This window comes from Streptomyces sp. NPDC014623 (assembly GCF_043088245.1).
Lineage (GTDB): Bacteria > Actinomycetota > Actinomycetes > Streptomycetales > Streptomycetaceae > Streptomyces.
This window is the reverse complement of the sequence record NZ_JBIBZU010000020.1, coordinates 26,086-43,570: the sequence shown is the minus strand read 5'-3', so window position 1 is coordinate 43,570 and position 17,485 is coordinate 26,086. Positions and strand designations below refer to the sequence as shown.

The window sequence follows — 17,485 nt, the reverse complement described above, 5'->3', positions numbered from 1 at the left end:
AAACAGTACCACGACGCGGGGTGGGGCTTTCTCAGCTGCCCTGGTCGCCGCCGCCCTCCGGCTTTTCGGCACCTTCGGTGCCACCGGGCTCGGGCTGCGCCGCCGCGGCCCTCCGGAGCGCCTCCTCCAGAGCCGCCTGGGCCTTGCCGTAGGCCTCCCAGTCCTGCTCCTTGAGAGCCGTCTCGCCCTCCGTGTACGCCTGCTGGGCGTCCGCGATGGCCTTCTTCAGGGCCGCCTCCCCGGTGGCCGGGGGCTCCGTGGTGTCACCGGGCTCCGTCGGCGGCGTGGGCGTATCGGACTCCTCGACCCCGAAGACCGCGTTGAGCGCCTCTCCGAGGCTGTTCTCGAAGACGATCTTCGACCCGTACGAGGCGGCCACCTTGCGCAGCAGCGGGTAGTTCTGTGTGCCACCGCGCGTGTAGACCGGTTCGATGTAGAGGAAACCTCCGTCGAGCGGCACGGTCAGCAGATTGCCGTACTCGATGTCCGAGTCGGTCCCCTTGAGGTTCCTCACGAACTCGGCGACGTCGTCGTTGCCGTTGAGCTCGCTCTGCACCTGGCCGGGGCCCTTCACCGTGTTGGTGACTCTCAACAGCCTTATCGTGCCGTAGTCCTTACTGGCCGCGTCCGCGTCCACCGCCATGAACGCCCCGAGGTTGGGCCGCCCTCTGGGGGTGAACGTCGTGGTCAGCGAGAACTTCTGCGCGTCCTGACCCGGCATCTTCATGCTCAGGTAGTACGGCGGCACGGCCCCCGGCTCCTTGTTGGTGGGGTCGTCCGGTACCTGCCAGGCGTCACTGCCGCTGTAGAACTGCGCGGGGTCCTCGACGTGGTAACGCGTCAGCAGCTCCCGCTGGACCTTGAAGAGGTCCTGCGGGTACCGCAGGTGGTCCATCAGCTGCTGCGGGATGTCACCCCGGGACTTCACGGTGCCGGGAAAGGCCTTGCGCCACGTCTTGAGCACCGGGTCCTTGGTGTCCCACTCGTAGAGCGTGACCTTGCCCGTGTACGCGTCGACGGTCGCCTTCACCGAGTTGCGGATGTAGTTGACCTGGTTCTGCTGGGCGACGACCGCGCGCTGGTTGGTGGTCAGCGAGTCGGCCGTGGTGTCCCCGAGCGTCGTACGCGAGGCGTAGGGGTAGCCGTTGGTCGTGGTGTAGGCGTCGACGACCCACTGGATGCGCTTGCCCACCACCGCCGGGTAGGCGTCACCGTCGATCGTCAGCCAGGGAGCGACCGCCTCCACCCGCTCCTTGGGCGTCCGGTTGTACAGGATGCGCGAACCGTCCCCGATGGCTCCGGAGTACAGGATCTGCGGCTCGCTGAAGGACACCGCGTAGGCGGCGCGGTTGAAGGCGCTGGAGAGGCTGACCCCGCTCTTGCCCTTGTAGCTGGTGGTCTTCTCACCGTCCTCCTCGTAGTCGAGCTCCTTCTGGGGCCCGCCGACGATGGAGTACTGCTCGGTCTTCTCACCGTAGTAGATCCGCTGCTCGTACTCCCCCAGCTCACCGGTGGTCGGCAGACCCGACTCCGTGAAGTCCGGGGAACCCGTCGGGTTGGTGCCCGTCGTGGTGCCGCGGGCCGCGATGGCGCCGTAGCCGTGGGTGTACGTGAAGTGGTCGTTGATCCAGTTCCGCTTGGGAAGGCCGTCGAGGTTGAGCTCACGCAGGCCGATGACGGTGTCCTGCTCCTTGCCGTCCGCACCCTTGTAGCGGTCGACGTCCAGCGTCTTGGGGAACTGGTAGTAGTTCCTCCTCTGCTGGAGCTGCTGGAAGGCCGGCGAGACGACGTTCGGGTCCATCACCCGGTAGCTCGCTGCTTCGCCCGCTGAGGCGCGGAGCTTGGCTTCGTCCGTCGTCGTGCTCTTGCCGGAGTAGTCGTCCACCTTCGCGTCGCCGATGTCGTAGGCATCACGTGTCGCGTCGATGTTCTTCCGGATGAACGGCGCTTCCTTGGCCTGTTCGTTGGGCTGGACCTGGAACTTCTGCACGATCGCCGGGTAGAGCCCGCCGATCAGGATCGCCGACAGGACCATCAGGCCGAAACCGATCACCGGCAGCTGCCAGGTACGACGCCAGAGGGTCGCGAAGAAGAGCAGCGCACAGATCACGGCGATGCAGAACAGGATCGTCTTCGCCGGCAGATAGGCGTTGGCGTCGACGTACCGCAGGCCCGTCCAGTTGTCCGTGGCCTTGAAGTCACTGGACTTCACGGCCAGGCCGTACCGGTCGAGCCAGTACGCCACGGCCTTCAGGGCGACGAAGATGCCGAGCAGCACCGAGAGGTGGCCCGTGGCCGCACCCGTGGCCCGCGCGCCGGGGCTCGTGACGCGCAGCCCGCCGTAGAGGTAGTGGGTCAGCGCCGCCGCGATCAGCGACAGCACCACCGCGGCGAAGCCGAACCCGAGCATGAAGCGGTACCACGGCAGGTCGAAGGCGAAGAAGGCGACGTCCAGCTTGAACTGGGGGTCCTTCTGGCCGAACGGCACGCCGTTGACGTACAACAGCCATGTACGCCACTGGCCGGACGCGGAGGCGCCGGCGATCAGCCCGACGAGCGCGGTGACCGCGAGCAGCACCCACTTCTTGTACGGGGCGACGCTCATCCGGTAGCGGTCCAGGCTCTGCTGCTCCAGCGACATCGCGCTCAGCGGCGGCCGGAGCCGGTGCGCGAGCCAGATGTTCACACCGATGGCGAGGGCCATCAGCAGTCCGAAGACGAGGAACAGTCCGATCTTGGTCCACAGGGTGGTGGTGAAGACAGACGAAAACGCGACCGACCTGTACCAGAGCCAGTCCGTCCAGAACCCGGCGAACATGACGAAGGCCATGGCGAGGACCGCCAGGACGCCCAATGTCATGAGCAGGGTACGGACGCGCCGGGACGGGCGGCCGACTCTGATCCGTGGCCCGGTCGGGCCTCCGCCGCGGTCCGGCATCTGGAAAGCCAACGTGCGCACCTCGAAGTTCGCGGTCGTGTGAAGCAGGCTCAGCGATCGTAGAGCCCACCTATGCAACTTACTGAGGCTTTACCTAGTTCCCGTTCCCGGGGCAGAAGGAGGCAGGATGTTGCGCATGCCCAACGTTTCCCCCTCAGGCCCTCCGATGGCCGCGAGCCCACTCACCGTCGCCGTCCTCGAGATCGACGCCTATGCCTCAGGTCTCGGCTGGGACCAGCCGGCCCGGCTGTTCGCCTTGGTCGACACCGCCCGGCTGCGTGCCCACGAGCCGGGCCTCGCCGCCCAGCTCGGCCTCGACGACACCGCTTCCACGACCGCCGCCCTCACCCCTGTCGAGCAGGAGGAGCTCCCCGAAGGCACCGCTCTGGACGAATTCCTGGCCACGATCGCCTGGCCCGACGCCGTGGTCGGCTGTGCCATGACCGTGGAGCGCATGATGCTGCCGCCCTCCGCGGAGGCGTCCGTACCGGAAGGGCTGACAGACGCCCAGCTGACCAAGTGGGTCGCCGAGCATCCTGACCGGCAGGAGGTACGGATGACCGTGGCGGTGCTGCGGGACGGGGCCCGGGACTCCGCCGTGCGGTTGCGGGAGAAGGACTCCCCGACCGAGGTCCTGACCGGTGCGGGGCTGGTTCCGGGCCTGGCCGAGGCACTCGCGGCCACCTTCGAGTCCTGACCTCCGCGGCGGGGGCCGGCCTCAGCCCGTCGAACAGCTCGGCAGGCCGGCCGTGTCCCCCGCACGGATCTTCTCCAGGGACTTCTTGGCGTCGTCGAGGGTCTTCACCCTCACCAGGGTGAGGCCGGCCGGGGTGTCGGACGCCGCGGCGGCGCAGTTGTCGTCCGGTGTCAGGAAGAACCGGGCGCCCGCGTCGCGCGCGCCCACCAGTTTCATGTTGATCCCACCGATGGGGCCGACCTCGCCCTCGTCGTCGATGGTGCCGGTGCCGGCGATGAACTCGCCACCCGTCAGCTTTCCGGGCGTCAGCTTGTCGATGATGCCCAGCGAGAACATCAGGCCGGCGCTCGGGCCGCCCACATCGGCCAGCTTGATGTCGATCTCGAAGGGGAACGTGTGGTCCGTCCCGGCCTGGATCCCGACGATCGCCCGGTCCTCCGAGGGGTTCGCGGGGTCCTCGGGGGCCTTCCGCGTGGTGAGGGTGATGTCCTGTGCGCCCTTGGGCTCCTTGCCCGCCTTCTCGGCGGCGGCCGCGGTCTTCGCCGGAATGACCGTGAAGACGACGTCCTCGCCCGGTTCGTGCTTCGTGACGAGTTTCGCGACGTCCTCCGGCTCCTCGACCGCCGTGCCGTCGACGGCCTCGATCACATCGCCCGCGTGCAGCACGCCCTCGGCGGCACCGTCCTTGACGACCGTGGAGACCACCACGCGGGAGGTGACGGGGATCTTCAGCTCCTCCAGGGCTGCGACCTTGGCGCTCTCCTGGGACTGGCTGAACTCCTCGGCGTTCTCCTGCGTCGACTCCTCCTCGGTCTTGCCGTCCGGATAGAGGGTGTCGTGGGGCACGATCACGCTGTCATGGGCCAGCCAGCCGTAGACGGCCTCGACGATGTTCATGTCGTAGTCCGCGCCGGTGACGCGAACCGTCGTCATGTTGAGGTTCCCGGAGGTCGGATACGTCTTGCGCCCGCTGATGTGCAGAACCGGCTCGCCACGTGCGTCGCCGAGCGTGTTCACGGTCGGGCCGGGAGACATCTCCGAATACGGCACACGAATCAGCACGCCTGCGCAGAGCAGCGCGATCAGGATGAGGGTGGAGGCGAGCATCGTCGCGGTGCGGCGTGGCATGGAACGACAGTACGGGAACGGCGTGTCGGTGCACCGTCGGGGCCGGTCCGTACGGGGCGCACGACCGGGCGGTCCGGGGGGCCGGGTCGTCGCGGGTCCGCTCGCTGCGCGGACTGCGCGTGCGGGGAGTGGTCCGGAGCCGGCGACTGCGTACGGTCACAAAGCCTCAGCCGATTTCGGAACCGGAGTGCGGCTTCTCCATCACTTCACGGAACCTGGCGTAGCCGGCGAGTTCGTTGACATCGCCGCTCGTTCGGTCGCGGGCTGCCCACCCGCCCCATATCGCTGCGCCAAGGGCAGCTATGAGCGGAATCAACAGCCAAGCGAGTGCTGCCATCACGACCTCCCTACCACGTGAGCGACCGCAACTGACGATCAGAAGATTAACCGCCTGCGGAACCCACGCTCACGGCAGGGGTGCGGTTGCGCAAATCGGGGCTGATGTCCCCTGGGGCGGTTTGCGCTCAGCAGGCACCGACCCACTCCTCCGTACCGTCGGAGAAACGCTGGTGCTTCCAGATCGGGACCTCGTGCTTGAGGTCGTCGATCAGCCTGCGGCAGGCGTCGAAGGCCTCACCCCGATGGGCGCAGGACACGGCGACCACCACCGCCAGATCGCCGACGCCCAGTTCGCCCACCCGGTGGACGGCGGCCAGCGCCCGCACCGGGAACTCCGCCACCACCTTCTCGGCCACCCGGCGGAGCTCGTCGCCCGCCGTCGGATGGCAGGAGTATCCGAGGGAGCCGACGTCCTGGCCGCCGTCATGATTACGCACCGTGCCGACGAAGAGCGCCGTACCGCCGGCGGCGTCGTCCCCGACGGCACGGAGGATCTCGTCGACGGAGAGCGGTGTGTCACGGATGCCCAGAAGCCGGATGGGGTCCTGGGCGGCCTGCTCGCCGGGGTGGTCGTGGATGCGTGCCATGGTGCCATCGTGCCGCACGGCACCGGTATCTCGGAACAGCGTTTTCGACCGGCGGCGCGCCCGGCCGCTTGGAGCCTCCTACCGGGCGGGGAGACCGGGCAGCGTCCGCCTAGAAGCGACGGCGGGCCTTGCGGGCCCGTCGGACCAGTGCCGCGGTGCCGAGCAACGCGACCGTCGCCCCCGCCGCACCGGCTGCGGTCGCGTCCTTGCGGCCCAGTCGCCGGCCGGCGACCGTGTGGCGCCCCTCCACCTCCTCCAGGAGCGCTGCCAGAACCTCTTCGTTGGTCCACCGGGGGCGCCATCCCGCGTCATGGAGCCGGCTCACACTGACCACCCAGGGGTGCATGGTGTAGGCGAGGTCGCCCGCCGGGGAGGGCGTGAGACCGATCCGGTGCAGACGGGCCGCGGCTCCGAGGGCGACGGCGGACGGGAGCTCCATACGCCGTACTCCGGACAGCTCCTCCACCTCCTCCTGCTCGAGCCAGCCGTCACAGCCGACCGCGAACTCGCCCTCGATCTTTTCGAGGGCCGCGTACTCCAGGGCGCTCACCAGGTCGTCGACGTGGCAGAACTGCCAGGCCGGGCGTGAACCGGCGACGACCAGGAGCCTGGGGGACTCGAAGTAGCGGGTGAGCGCCGTGTCCGTGCCGCCGACCAGGACCGTGGGACGCACCACCGTGACGTCGAGGCCGGGGTGGGCGCGGGGGGCGCGGCGGCCGAGTCTTTCGATCTCCAGCAGGTCGCCGACACCGGTGGCCTCCGCCGTGGCGCGCAGTTCCGAGTCCTCGGCGAGGGGGATGTCGTTGTCGGGCAGAGCGCCGTAGACCATCGCCGAGGTGCACAGCACCACCCGGTGGACACCCACGGCCGCCGCCGCCGTCAGCACGGTCTGGGTACCGCGCACGTTGTACGCGGTACGGGCGGCGGGGTCTGTCTCCAGGTCGAGGTCGAGCGCCATGTGCACGACGACGTCCGCGCCGCGCAGTTTCTCGGCGATGGCGGGGTCCCGGACGTCCAGGATGTGCCAGGTCGCCTCGGAGACGTCCCCCCGGCGCTCGTCGATGGCGATGACCTGCTTGATCTCGTCGGATGCGGCGAGGTGGGCGGTGAGCAGTTCACCGACGCCGGTCGCGGCACCGGTGACCGCGACGACGGGGCCGCGGCTTCGGGAAAGATTTTTCGTGGGCTTGCTTTCGGGCGAGGGGTCGGCCAGGTTTCGCGCTGCGCGAACCTGCGGATCTGGGGAACTCACCGGGCGTCTCCAGCGGTTGTCTTCAGTACGTACCCGAATGACGCGTGCGTACCAGGTGGCGTCCATCCTGCCGCAGGCCGGGAGCCGGCGGAGCACTGAGGCCCCGAGCGGTCTTCGGTGTCTACGCTGGATGGTGATGTCGGGCAGTCGCCGTCGGTTCGAGCCGGCGGCCCTACGAGCCGAGGAAACCCGTGAGTGACACCCCATTCGGATTCGGCCTTCCGCCGGAGGAGCCGGAAGACGGCGACGAAGGCAAGCAGAAGGACCCCACCGGTGGTGGGCAGGGCTCGGGCGGGCCGGCGAACCCGTTCGGCTTCGGGCCCGGGGCCGGCGGGGACAACCCGTTCGCCGCGATGTTCGGCTCGATGAACCCGAACGACCTGGGCGCCGCCTTCCAGCAGCTCGGCCAGATGCTGAGCTACGAGGGCGGCCCGGTCAACTGGGACATGGCCAAGCAGATCGCCCGCCAGACGGTGTCGCAGGGCACCACGGACGGCAGCAAGGACGCGAGCGTCGGTCCCGCGGAGCGGTCCTCCGTCGACGAGGCGCTGCGTCTCGCCGACCTCTGGCTGGACGGTGTGACGTCGCTGCCCTCGGGTTCCGTCTCGACGGTCGCGTGGAGCCGTGCCGAGTGGGTCGAGGCGTCGCTGCCGGCCTGGCAGCAACTGGTCGACCCGGTGGCCGAACGCGTCGGCCTGGCCATGGGCGATGTCCTGCCGGAGGAGATGCAGGCCATGGCCGGTCCGCTGATCGGCATGATGCGGTCCATGGGCGGTGCCATGTTCGGCCAGCAGATCGGGCAGGCCGTGGGCGTGCTCGCCGGCGAGGTCGTCGGTTCGACCGACATCGGCCTCCCCCTGGCGCCTGCCGGCAAGGCCGCGCTGCTCCCGCTGAACGTCGAGCGGTTCGGCAAGGACCTGAGTGTGCCGCAGGACGAGGTGCGGCTGTATCTGGCACTGCGCGAGGCGGCCCACCAGCGGCTTTTCGCCCACGTTCCGTGGCTGCGCTCACACCTGTTCGGCGCGGTGGAGGCCTACGCCCGCGGCATCAAGGTCGACACCAGCAAGCTGGAGGACGTCGTCGGACAGTTCGACCCCTCGCAGCCCGAGCAGTTGCAGGACGCTCTTCAGCAGGGCATGTTCCAGCCGGAGGACACCCCGGAGCAGAAGGCGTCGCTGGCCCGGCTGGAGACCGCCCTCGCCCTCGTCGAGGGCTGGGTGGACGCGGTGGTGCACGAGGCCGCGAAGTCCCGGCTGACCTCGGCGGACGCGCTGCGCGAGACGATGCGCAGGCGCCGGGCCTCCGGTGGTCCCGCCGAACAGACCTTCGCCACCCTGATCGGACTCCAGCTGCGGCCGCGCAGGCTGCGGGACGCTTCGCGGCTGTGGGCGTCGCTCACGGATGCCCGGGGCGTCGACGGCCGTGACGGCCTGTGGGAGCACCCTGACATGCTGCCGACGGCCCAGGACCTGGACGACCCCGACGGCTTCGTCCATCACGAGCAGCTGGACTTCTCCGAGCTGGACAAGATGCTCGGCGAAGCTGCCAGGGGCCCGCAGAAGCCTGCCGCCGAGGACCGGGGCAAGGACGAGCCCGAAGACGGCCCGAAGAGCGACGACGAGGATGACACCGGCCGGTGAGCCTGCACGACGACGCCGTTTCGGTCCTCGACGGTTACGACGGGGCTGACGCTCAGCAGGCCGAGTTGCGTCTGGCGTATCTGGACCACCTGGCCGGGCACCCCGACGGCATGTGGAAGGCGTGTGAAGCCGGGCATCTGACGGCCAGCGCGCTGGTGATCGACCCGCAGCGCGGCAGGGTCCTGCTGACGCTGCACAAGAAGCTCCGGATGTGGCTGCAGATGGGCGGGCACTGCGAACCCCAGGACACCACTCTCGCGGCAGCTGCCCTGCGCGAGGCCACGGAGGAGTCGGGAATCGCCGGGCTCGTCCTGTTGCCCGGCGGTCCGGTGCGGCTGGACCGGCACCCCATCCCGGCGCCCTGCCACCGGCACCTCGACGTGCAGTACGCGGTGACGGCGACGGCCGGGGCGGTGGAGCAGATCAGCGACGAGTCCCTCGATCTGCGCTGGTTCCCGTACGACGAGGTGGCGGGGGTGGCGGACGCCTCGGTCGTGCGGCTCCTGGAGGACACCCGTGCGCGGCTGCGCCAGGGACGCTAGACGCCGGTGAGGGGAGGTTCCCGTGGGAACCTCCCCTCACCGGCCATGCCTCCGGGAGCGGAGCGGCTCAGTTCCAGGCGTTGTTCTGGTTCTGGCCGTGCGCGCCGTGCCGGCCCACACCGAACTGGGCCGCGGCCCCCTGGCCGATCTGGGCGTTCTGCGGCGGCAGCACCTCGCTCGGCTGGACAAGGGCGAAACCCTGGCCCAGGAAGCTCAGTTCCCAGCCCTCCCCCGTGTTGCCCCGACGCCTGAGGACGCCCGTGGAGTGGGTCTGGGCCTGCATCTGCACCCTCAGCCCGCTCGACCAGGCGACGATCGCGTCGGCGTCGGCATTGACGTACTTCTCGGGAGTGACCTGCATCATCAGTGGCTGGCCGGAGGTCATCAGCGCGACCTTGCCGCTCCCGGAGATGTTGAGCTGGTACTTGCCGGTGCCCGAGATCCCGTAGTGGCTGTCCACCGCGATGACCTCGGTGTGCAGCGAGGAGTCCAGCGCGAGGACGTAGGCGCTGTCGACCGTCATGCCCTCGTGATCGACGTCGACCACATGGATGTACTGGGCGAGGTTGGCCAGGTAGACCGTGCCCTGCCCCGAGCAACGCATGAGGTCGAGGCCCTCGCCCGTGTTCCTGCGGGCGCGGCGCTGGCCCTGCGACTGGTGCTCCCCGTCGAACTCCATGAGCCCCTGGTAGGCGACCATGGCACCCTTACGGGCGAGGACATCGTCGTGCCCGGTCAGCGAGACCCGCAGGAGCTGTGGGTTCTGAACGGTGTAGCGATCCTGCGACTGCTGTTCGGTGTGGCTGAAAAGCGGACTCTGCATGATGTGTCCCTCCCCCGCTCAGTTCCGGATCCGGAGGCGGTCGGTACTGTCCTCGCTCGGCTGGACGACGACGATGCCCTGGCCCGAGAAGGCCATCTGATACGCCTCTCCGCTGCCCCGCCCTATGAGCGAGCTCGCCTTGAAGCTGCGCTTGCCCTTCACCTTGAGGTTCGGCGACCATGCGACGAGGGCGTCGGGGTCGACGTACGTCTCGTCCTCACCGCGGCCGCAGTCGACGACGATCGGGGTGCCGCGCGAGGTGATGGCGACCCACCCGGTCCCCTGGATCCTGACGTTCCACAGACCCTGGCCTGCGAACTTGGCCAGCCCCTTGACCCGTTCCACGCCCCAGGTGAGGTGACCGTCGAAGGCCAGGAGATTGGTGCCGTTGACCGAGATCGAGTCGTTGTCGAGATTGATGACGACCACGTCGGCACCGTAGTCGGCGAGGTAGAGCAGTCCGTCACCGGCGCATTTCATCAGGGGCGCGCCCTCGCCGCTGATCCACTGGGACGCGATCTGACGGACGGCGGGCGGGTTGGGCTCGTACTGGATGAAGCCCTCGTACGCCACCATGGAGCCGGTGCGCGCGTAGAGGTCCTGGCCGGTGGCCATGGCGACCTTGAGCATCGTGCGGCCGTGGTTCTCCATCCGGGCCGTGACGGGGGTCGGGGCGTAGCCCGCGAGTTGCTGGTTCATGACGGGCTCCCTCAGACCTCGTAGGGCTGGACGACGATGAAGTTTCCGGGGGCTCCCCGGAACTGCAGGTTCACGGTCTCCCCGCTGTGTCCCGGATACGCGTTGCGGCGCAGCCGGACCTGGCTGGAGATGATCACCTGGGATGCGGACGACCAGGCCACCACGGCATTGCAGTCGGCGAAGGTGGTCGGCGTGACCGGCAGGACGACCGGCACACCATGGGTCTTGACGACGACGGTGCCGGTGCCCTGGAACTGCATGGTGAACAGGGCGCCGCCCGGGATGCCGTGCCCCTCGATCCTGCGGACCTCGTACTGCAGGGACTCGTCGAAGGCGAGGACGCTCTCCGCGGAGACGCAGATGCCGTCGCCCTGCAGCTCGATGGGGTGCAGGTGCGCCCCTTCTTCGGCGAAGAAGACCTGGCCGCGGCCTGTACAGCGCATCAGCTGCATTTCCTGGCCCGTGGCATTGCCGACCATGCGGCCGGCGAAACCGGCACCCTTGTAACCGAAGTCGACCTTGCCCTGGTACATCACCATGCTGCCCTGACGGGCCAGCACCGGTGTACCTCCCATCGTGAGGTCGACGCGCATGAGCTGCTGGTTCTGCGAGGTCCAGCGCTGCCCGGTGGCCGCTTCCTTGTAGGGCTGCAGGGCGGCCTGCAGCCCCGCACCACCCGCCGGGACCCCCTGGGGCACGCCCTGCGGCATACCGGGCTGCGCGCCCGGGTGCTGCTGGCCGAACGCCGGGGCGGCCTGGGGCTGCAGGCCGTAGGGCGGGGCGGCGGGCGGGGTCCCCTGCCCCGGGACCTGTCCGAACTGCGGCTGCCGGGACGGCTGCCCGTACGGAGCGGGTGCCTGCGGCGTCGGCGTCACAGGTGCCGCGAGAGTCGGCGCGGCGTGCACCGGCTGCTGCGGGGCGGGAGCGGACGCTGCCGGAGTTCCGGAAGCCGGTGCGGGCTGTGGTGCCTGGGGGGCGGCCGGAGCACCGAAGGCAGGGGGCGCGGAGGCCTGGGCGGGCGGAGCGAACGAGGGTACGGCTCCCTGGGGCGGTGCGGCGGGAGCTTCCTCCGCGACCTCCCCGCCGAAGTTCTTGAGCAACGCGTCGAGTCCGCCGTCGAAGCCCTGGCCGACCGCGGCGAAACGCCAGACGTCCTTCAGGTAGAAGTCGCCGAGCATGACCGCACGCTCGGTGGTGAACTCCGAGCCGGTGAAGGCATACCTCACCACCTCTTCACCGCCCGCGACGATCCGGATGTACCCGGGGCCGGCCTGCGACATCTGTCCGGCACCGTCGAGAGTCGCGGTGAAGGACAACTTGTGGATGTTCGCCGGAATGCGGTCGAGGGTGACGCGGAACGACTCGGTGTCACCGGCCTGGGGGCCGAGAAGCTGAATGGACTCCTCCGGCGATTTCGGCTGATTGAAGAAGATGAAATACCGGTCGTCGGAGAGCTGCTCATTGGCGTCGAGACCGAAGCAGCTGATGTCGAACGTCAGGCCCGGACCGGCGATCTGCACGCCTACGTACAGATCCGTCCCTGCCGTGAGATCACTGATCTTGGCCTTGTGGCCGCGTTGAAATTCCCTGGCCATGCGTAACGACCGTCCCCCATCCCGAAGGTGAATGCGTCGCGTCAGGCTAACCGCTGACCGCGACATCGAGCCAAGTCGGTACAGACCCGGTACAGAATCGGCGACGTCACTCTTCGAGGGCGGCAGCCGGCTGCGGAAGCCGGGCAGCCGCCACGACTCCTTCGAGGTAGCCGCGCGCACGCTCGGTACGGGGATACGCCTCGAGCAGCTGCCAGAAACGCGGCCCGTGGCCCGGGACCAGCAGATGGGCCAGCTCGTGGAGGAGGACGTAGTCCAGGACGTACTCCGGCATGCCCTGCAGACGGTGCGAAAGACGGATGCTGCCCTCGGCCGGGGTGCAGGAGCCCCAGCGGGTGTTCTGATTGGTCACCCATCGCACGGTGGCCGGCCGCGCCCGGCCACCGAGATACTGGCCGGAAAGCCGCTCGGCGCGGTCACCGAGCTCACTGTCACCGATGACGCGCTTGCTCTCCTGCGCCGCGAGCTTGTCGAGCATCACACCGACCCAGCGCCGCTCCTCGGCCTCCGACATCCGGGCCGGGATGAGCACGATCGTGCGATCGCCCTCCCGGTAGGCGGAGACCGTTCTGCTGCGCCGGGCGCTCCTGCGGACCTCGACCGCGCTCGCCACCGATGCGCGGGGCTGCTGGGTGGCTGCGCTGCGCTGCCGGCGTCCGGCTCTGCGCGCGGGGGTCTCCCCGGCGAGATCGGGAGGGGAGTCTGAGGGCACGCCACGACGTTACCCGCCGGCGGCAGGGGAAGTCCCGCCCCCTCGGCGGTTCGATGCCGATCCACTTCTCGGCTCGCACCATTTGAACGACTAACGCCCCGGCCTGTGGATAACTTTCAGCCCGTGTCGTCGCCACGCTGCATTCTGGCAACAGACCCCGACACACCGAGCTGGAGAAGTCATGCACCCGATGTTGAAGCCCGCGCTCCGGCGGGCCTGGCGTGGACGGAACACCGTGCAATTCGGTGTGACACCCGCGCACGCGGTAACTCTGGGGCCGATGGATATCGCCACCGGCAGTTTTCTCGAACTCCTCGACGGAACACGCGGACTCGCCCTGCTCCGCGAAGAGGCCAGGGCGCTGGATCTTTCGGACCGTCACGTGGACATTCTCGTATCGCGCCTGACGGAGGCCGGCCTGCTGGACGATCCGGACGCGGGTGGCCCCGAGGCCGACGTCCTACGCCGGCGGGCCGAGACCCTGGAGCGGCAGCGACCGGACGCGGCGGCCCTCTCCGTGGTGCATCCGGCGCCCGGCAGCGGGCTGCGCAGGCTCGCGGCCCGGCGCGCGATGCGGGTGCAGGTGCGTGGCGCGGGGAGGGTCGGCGCGGCGATCGCCGCGGTGCTCTCGGGATCAGGAGTGGGTCACGTCGAGGTGCTCGACGGGGGCCGCACCGAGCCCTGGGACGTGGCACCGGGCGGGCTCCCGGCTTCCTCGGTCGGTGAGCGCCGGGACACCGCCGCCCGGCAGCTGGTGCGCAGGTCCGCGGTCGGCGGAGCTCCACGGCAGGGCGGGGCCGGCGCGCCCCCGGGAGGCGGTGAACCCGCACTGTCCCTGATCGTGGTGGCCCCCAGGGACGGCCTCTCCGTCTACGCCCCCGAGCCGGACACCGCCGCCCCCTGGATCGCTTCGGGCACGCCGCATCTCTACGCCGGAGTGATCGAAGCCACCGGAGTGGTAGGGCCGTTGGTACTGCCCGGTGGCACCGGCTGCGCGGGCTGTCTGGCGCTGTGCCGCGCGGAGGCGGACCCCCAGTGGCCACGGATGCTCGCACAATGGAGGTCCGGACGGCGTGCATACGTGCAGGCCTGCGATCTGGGCCTGGCGACAGCGGTGGTCGGCCTCGCGGCAGCCCACGCGCTCTCCTTTCTCGACGGGGAGCTCCCCGCCAGCACCGGAGCGCGGTGGGAGGCCGCCATGCCACTGCTGGGCTGGCGGTCGGAGCGGCTGAGTCCGCACCTCGACTGCGCCTGCGGTGCGGCGGGGGGCACTGAGGTGGAACTCACCCCCGCGGCCGGCGCCCCGCAGGACACAATGGCCGGGTGACCGCCGACGGAGCGGAGCCAAAATTCCACGTGACACGCAGTCTGGGAACTGGAGGGGCACATGTCTGATCTTCCCCGGAAGGCGGTCACCCGTACCGCGAAGCTGGCAGCGCTGCCGCTCGGCTTCGCCGGCCGCGCCACATGGGGTCTGGGCAAGCGGATCGGCGGGAAGCCCGCCGAGATGGTGGCACGTGAGGTACAGCAGCGCACGGCCGACCAGCTCTTCAAAGTGCTCGGTGAGCTGAAGGGCGGTGCGATGAAGCTCGGGCAGGCGCTCTCCGTCTTCGAATCCGCGTTGCCCGAAGACGTCGCGGGCCCTTACCGGGCGGCACTGACCAAACTGCAGGAGGCGGCCCCGCCGATGCCGGCCCGCACCGTCCACGCGGTGCTGGCGGAGCGGCTCGGCGAGGACTGGCGTGAGCTCTTCACCGAGTTCGAGGACCGGCCCTCCGCCGCGGCCTCGATCGGACAGGTCCACCGCGCCGTGTGGCACGACGGACGCGACGTCGCCGTGAAGGTGCAGTACCCCGGCGCCGGAAAGGCGTTGCTGTCCGATCTCAGCCAACTCAGCCGCTTCGCGCGGCTGCTCGGCCCGCTTGTTCCCGGGATGGACATCAAGCCACTCATCACGGAGCTGCGCGACCGGGTCTCCGAGGAACTGGACTATGAACTCGAGGCCCGGGCCCAGCAGGAACACGCGACGGAGTTCGAGGACGATCCGGATGTGGTGATCCCGGGAGTGGTGCATCAGTCCGAGCAGGTTCTGGTGACGGAGTGGATCGAGGGAATCCCGCTGTCGGAGGTGATCGCTGACGGTACGGCGGAGCAGCGCGACCGGGCAGGCGAACTACTGGCACGTTTCCTCTTCTCAGGGCCCGCACGCACCGGTCTGCTGCACGCCGACCCCCATCCGGGAAACTTCCGGCTGCTCCCCCCGGCAGATGTGTGTGCGTCAGGTGTGCCTGCCGGTGAGATGGACGCGCAGGAGGGGGGCCCGTCCCCCTGGCGCCTGGGAGTGCTGGACTTCGGCACGGTGGACCGGCTTCCGGGCGGTCTGCCGCAGATCATCGGCAACGCCCTGCGAATGACGTTGGACAGGGACGCCGACGCCGTCTACGCCATGCTTCGTGAGGCCGGCTTCGTCAGGGAGTCGATCGATCTCGAACCGGACGCCGTGCTCGACTACCTGCTCCCCATCATCGAGCCGGCGCAGGCGGACGAATTCACCTTCACCCGCTCCTGGCTGCGCAGTCAGGCCGCCCGGATCGCCGATCCCCGCTCTCCGGCGCATCAGTTGGGCAAGCAGCTGAATCTGCCCCCGTCCTATCTGCTGATTCACCGTGTGACGCTGAGCACGATCGGCGTCCTGTGCCAGTTGGGTGCCACCGTCCGTCTCCGGGACGAACTGGAGTCCTGGCTGCCGGGATTCCAGGAGCAGGAACCGGACGAGGACAGTGCCGATGCGGGGGCGGCGGTCGAGGTGTAGGAGCCGGCCCGCCCTCTGCACCCGGCGGTCGCCCCCCGGACGGAGCCGAGCCGGCTACCGGGCACCCTGGCAGGGGTGTGTGCGCAGTGGCCGCAGCTGTGCTGACGGCTGCCGTTCTCCACCGAACAGAGCCAGGCGGAGGCAGGGTTCGACTCTGCGGTGGTGCCGCAGCGGCACACCTGACGTGTCCTGCAGCCGATTCCTCAGGAGCCCCGAGTCTCCTCGTCCACCTCGGAACCACACCCCGCGGGCCGGACGGCACACGCGGGCAACGCACTACGGGGCCGGCCCGGTCGGGTCGGCCCCGTAACAGGGGAGTGTGGCTGCCGGAGAGGCCGAGCGGTGGCCCGGCAGCCGTGGTGCGCCGTACTGCTGGTGTATCTGTCAGTGCATGACGGCCATGGCGAGCGCGCGGCGGGCGCGCATCGAGGCACGCTCCGCACGGCGCTGCATCCGCCGGGCGGCCATCAAGCGGGCCGCCTGACGTCCCTCCTCGGCCTCCCTCAGGCGCTCGTGCATATGCGCACGTGCCAGGGCTTCTGGGATGAGTTGCATTTCGCGGGTCCTGTTCTGACGCGAGTCGTTCGCGCCGATGATGGTGACGTCCGGGGTCGCGGAGCCGACGGGCTCCCTCGTGGTGGTGGTCATTGGTGCCTGATTCCGGGGGTCATGAGTCTGGGGACGGTCGATGGTTCCGATGCGCTTGCTTCCTGCGGGGGCCGTGACCCCCAGGCCGGCGATCACGCTGCGACCGGGTTCTTGCGCGGACGGCCACGCGGACGCTTGCGGGCGACGACGACGCCCTGGACGAAGAGCTCGCCACCCCAGACGCCCCACGGCTCGCGCCGCTCCTTGGCTCCGGCGAGGCAGGCCTCCATCAGCGGACAGGTCCGGCAGAGGGACTTGGCGTACTCGACGTCGGCCGGCGACTCGGCGAAGAAGACCTCCGGGTCGTAGGAACGGCAGGGCACGGGCACGCCGAGGTTCTCGATGGCGTCGTCGAGCGCGCTGAGCGCAGTGAGGGGGAGCAAGGTGGAGTCCTCCGTGAGGCCGGGCGGGGAGATCGTGTCGGAAGGCGGTACGGACGGGGCGTGCGTCTCGAGTTGCACGGTGGCGTTGTCCTCGTCTGGTCGTGCCGGCCTGTTGGCCGGTTGGCGGCTGGTACCAGGTCCTGCTGTCCCGAGGCTCCTTCGTCTCGTCTCATCCGTTCGGACAAAACAAAAGGGCCGCGGATCCCGAGTGGGGTTCCGCGGCCCTGAAGGCGCCGGCCTGATCGAATCAGGCTGGATCACTCCAGGGTTCAGGCCCACGGAAGGCCCACATCATGTGGTGGTGCTGCGTCGTCTGCTTCTTGGCTCCGGCACCGGCTGCGGCTGCCGCAAAGGCATAGGCCGAGACCTGTCCCTTCACTACCGCTGTTTCCGGTGCCCCGGTCGGTCGCTCATTGCGCTCCCGCACGGGCAGGCTCGCCAGGAACAGCGGGCTGACGGCGGAGACGCCGGACACACGGATGCCACGAAGCGAGAGCTCCGAAGAGCAGGCGAGGCCGAGCGAGCAGGCGGAGACGACCGACGGATCGGTCACTTTGGTGGTGTTGATGATGCTGATCACGACAATCGCCTCCTCTCGGCGTCTCAAGGGACCGGCCGGGGCCGATCCTGCGGTATTCGGATAAGTACAGCACGGAGTCAGGGCTTCAGAGA

Annotated in this window: 17 protein-coding genes; 5 read left to right on the top strand and 12 right to left on the bottom strand. The window is 69.4% G+C overall.

What is annotated here, in order from left to right; all coding sequences use genetic code 11:
• Window positions 1–31: 31 nt before the first annotated feature.
• Window positions 32–2,938: a UPF0182 family protein gene (locus ACF1FZ_RS27425; protein WP_391776144.1), complete on the bottom strand. Its 2,907-nt coding sequence runs from the start codon at window positions 2,936–2,938 to the stop codon at window positions 32–34.
• A gap of 127 nt (window positions 2,939–3,065) precedes the next feature.
• Here ACF1FZ_RS27425 and ACF1FZ_RS27420 point away from each other — a divergent pair, with 127 nt between their 5' ends.
• Window positions 3,066–3,635, top strand: coding sequence for a PPA1309 family protein (locus ACF1FZ_RS27420; protein ID WP_391776063.1), 570 nt, complete (start codon window positions 3,066–3,068; stop codon window positions 3,633–3,635).
• 21 nt (window positions 3,636–3,656) lie between these two features.
• On the opposite strand, the gene ACF1FZ_RS27415 is transcribed toward ACF1FZ_RS27420, so the two are convergent.
• The 4 genes from ACF1FZ_RS27415 to ACF1FZ_RS27400 form a co-directional block, all read right to left on the bottom strand.
• Window positions 3,657–4,763 (bottom strand): PDZ domain-containing protein, encoded by a 1,107-nt coding sequence (locus ACF1FZ_RS27415; RefSeq protein WP_391776062.1) that lies wholly within the window; start codon window positions 4,761–4,763, stop codon window positions 3,657–3,659.
• Window positions 4,764–4,929: 166 nt separating this feature from the next.
• Entirely contained in the window at window positions 4,930–5,100 is a 171-nt protein-coding gene (locus ACF1FZ_RS27410) for a hypothetical protein (protein WP_391776061.1), read from the bottom strand.
• A gap of 127 nt (window positions 5,101–5,227) precedes the next feature.
• The gene (locus ACF1FZ_RS27405; RefSeq protein WP_391776060.1) at window positions 5,228–5,689 is read right to left on the bottom strand and encodes a molybdenum cofactor biosynthesis protein MoaE; all 462 of its coding nucleotides are present in this window, start codon (window positions 5,687–5,689) and stop codon (window positions 5,228–5,230) included.
• A gap of 109 nt (window positions 5,690–5,798) precedes the next feature.
• Window positions 5,799–6,941 carry an SDR family oxidoreductase gene (locus ACF1FZ_RS27400; protein WP_391776059.1) on the bottom strand — a complete coding sequence of 381 codons (1,143 nt, stop codon included), beginning with the start codon at window positions 6,939–6,941 and terminating at the stop codon, window positions 5,799–5,801.
• A 191-nt stretch (window positions 6,942–7,132) separates the two neighbouring features.
• Here ACF1FZ_RS27400 and ACF1FZ_RS27395 point away from each other — a divergent pair, with 191 nt between their 5' ends.
• A complete protein-coding gene (locus ACF1FZ_RS27395) occupies window positions 7,133–8,581 on the top strand; it encodes a zinc-dependent metalloprotease (RefSeq protein ID WP_391776058.1) in 1,449 nt (482 codons plus the stop codon).
• Window positions 8,578–9,123, top strand: a complete 546-nt coding sequence (locus tag ACF1FZ_RS27390) for an NUDIX hydrolase (protein WP_391776057.1) — start codon at window positions 8,578–8,580, stop codon at window positions 9,121–9,123. Before ACF1FZ_RS27395 ends, ACF1FZ_RS27390 begins: the two co-directional genes overlap by 4 nt.
• A gap of 67 nt (window positions 9,124–9,190) precedes the next feature.
• Here ACF1FZ_RS27390 and ACF1FZ_RS27385 read toward each other — a convergent pair whose 3' ends face one another.
• From ACF1FZ_RS27385 to ACF1FZ_RS27370, 4 genes are all read right to left on the bottom strand, one after another.
• Window positions 9,191–9,946, bottom strand: a complete 756-nt coding sequence (locus ACF1FZ_RS27385) for an AIM24 family protein (protein ID WP_391776056.1) — start codon at window positions 9,944–9,946, stop codon at window positions 9,191–9,193.
• A gap of 18 nt (window positions 9,947–9,964) precedes the next feature.
• Window positions 9,965–10,645 (bottom strand): AIM24 family protein, encoded by a 681-nt coding sequence (locus tag ACF1FZ_RS27380; protein WP_391776055.1) that lies wholly within the window; start codon window positions 10,643–10,645, stop codon window positions 9,965–9,967.
• Window positions 10,646–10,656: 11 nt separating this feature from the next.
• Window positions 10,657–12,240 carry a TerD family protein gene (locus ACF1FZ_RS27375; RefSeq protein WP_391776054.1) on the bottom strand — a complete coding sequence of 528 codons (1,584 nt, stop codon included), beginning with the start codon at window positions 12,238–12,240 and terminating at the stop codon, window positions 10,657–10,659.
• Window positions 12,241–12,346: 106 nt separating this feature from the next.
• A complete protein-coding gene (locus ACF1FZ_RS27370) occupies window positions 12,347–12,970 on the bottom strand; it encodes a M48 family metallopeptidase (RefSeq protein WP_391776053.1) in 624 nt (207 codons plus the stop codon).
• Between the two features lie 181 nt (window positions 12,971–13,151).
• Between ACF1FZ_RS27370 and ACF1FZ_RS27365 the strand changes: the two genes are divergently transcribed.
• Window positions 13,152–14,297, top strand: a complete 1,146-nt coding sequence (locus ACF1FZ_RS27365; RefSeq protein WP_391776052.1) for a ThiF family adenylyltransferase — start codon at window positions 13,152–13,154, stop codon at window positions 14,295–14,297.
• 60 nt (window positions 14,298–14,357) lie between these two features.
• Window positions 14,358–15,782 (top strand): ABC1 kinase family protein, encoded by a 1,425-nt coding sequence (locus ACF1FZ_RS27360; protein WP_391776051.1) that lies wholly within the window; start codon window positions 14,358–14,360, stop codon window positions 15,780–15,782.
• A gap of 384 nt (window positions 15,783–16,166) precedes the next feature.
• On the opposite strand, the gene ACF1FZ_RS27355 is transcribed toward ACF1FZ_RS27360, so the two are convergent.
• The 3 genes from ACF1FZ_RS27355 to ACF1FZ_RS27345 form a co-directional block, all read right to left on the bottom strand.
• Window positions 16,167–16,526: a hypothetical protein gene (locus ACF1FZ_RS27355; protein ID WP_391776050.1), complete on the bottom strand. Its 360-nt coding sequence runs from the start codon at window positions 16,524–16,526 to the stop codon at window positions 16,167–16,169.
• Window positions 16,523–16,891 (bottom strand): WhiB family transcriptional regulator, encoded by a 369-nt coding sequence (locus tag ACF1FZ_RS27350; RefSeq protein WP_391776049.1) that lies wholly within the window; start codon window positions 16,889–16,891, stop codon window positions 16,523–16,525. The genes ACF1FZ_RS27355 and ACF1FZ_RS27350 overlap by 4 nt, the downstream gene beginning before the upstream one ends.
• A 169-nt stretch (window positions 16,892–17,060) precedes the next feature.
• Window positions 17,061–17,393, bottom strand: a complete 333-nt coding sequence (locus ACF1FZ_RS27345) for a hypothetical protein (RefSeq protein WP_391776048.1) — start codon at window positions 17,391–17,393, stop codon at window positions 17,061–17,063.
• Window positions 17,394–17,485 lie beyond the last annotated feature (92 nt).

Bases quoted from the DNA above. Each gene is read 5' to 3' on its own strand.
- ACF1FZ_RS27425 (WP_391776144.1), bottom strand. From the start codon at position 2,938: ATGCCGGACCGCGGCGGAGGCCCGACCGGGCCACGGATCAGAGTCGGC.
- ACF1FZ_RS27420 (WP_391776063.1), top strand. From the start codon at position 3,066: ATGTTGCGCATGCCCAACGTTTCCCCCTCAGGCCCTCCGATGGCCGCG.
- ACF1FZ_RS27415 (WP_391776062.1), bottom strand. From the start codon at position 4,763: ATGCCACGCCGCACCGCGACGATGCTCGCCTCCACCCTCATCCTGATC.
- ACF1FZ_RS27410 (WP_391776061.1), bottom strand. From the start codon at position 5,100: ATGGCAGCACTCGCTTGGCTGTTGATTCCGCTCATAGCTGCCCTTGGC.
- ACF1FZ_RS27405 (WP_391776060.1), bottom strand. From the start codon at position 5,689: ATGGCACGCATCCACGACCACCCCGGCGAGCAGGCCGCCCAGGACCCC.
- ACF1FZ_RS27385 (WP_391776056.1), bottom strand. From the start codon at position 9,946: ATGCAGAGTCCGCTTTTCAGCCACACCGAACAGCAGTCGCAGGATCGC.
- ACF1FZ_RS27380 (WP_391776055.1), bottom strand. From the start codon at position 10,645: ATGAACCAGCAACTCGCGGGCTACGCCCCGACCCCCGTCACGGCCCGG.
- ACF1FZ_RS27375 (WP_391776054.1), bottom strand. From the start codon at position 12,240: ATGGCCAGGGAATTTCAACGCGGCCACAAGGCCAAGATCAGTGATCTC.
- ACF1FZ_RS27365 (WP_391776052.1), top strand. From the start codon at position 13,152: ATGCACCCGATGTTGAAGCCCGCGCTCCGGCGGGCCTGGCGTGGACGG.
- ACF1FZ_RS27360 (WP_391776051.1), top strand. From the start codon at position 14,358: ATGTCTGATCTTCCCCGGAAGGCGGTCACCCGTACCGCGAAGCTGGCA.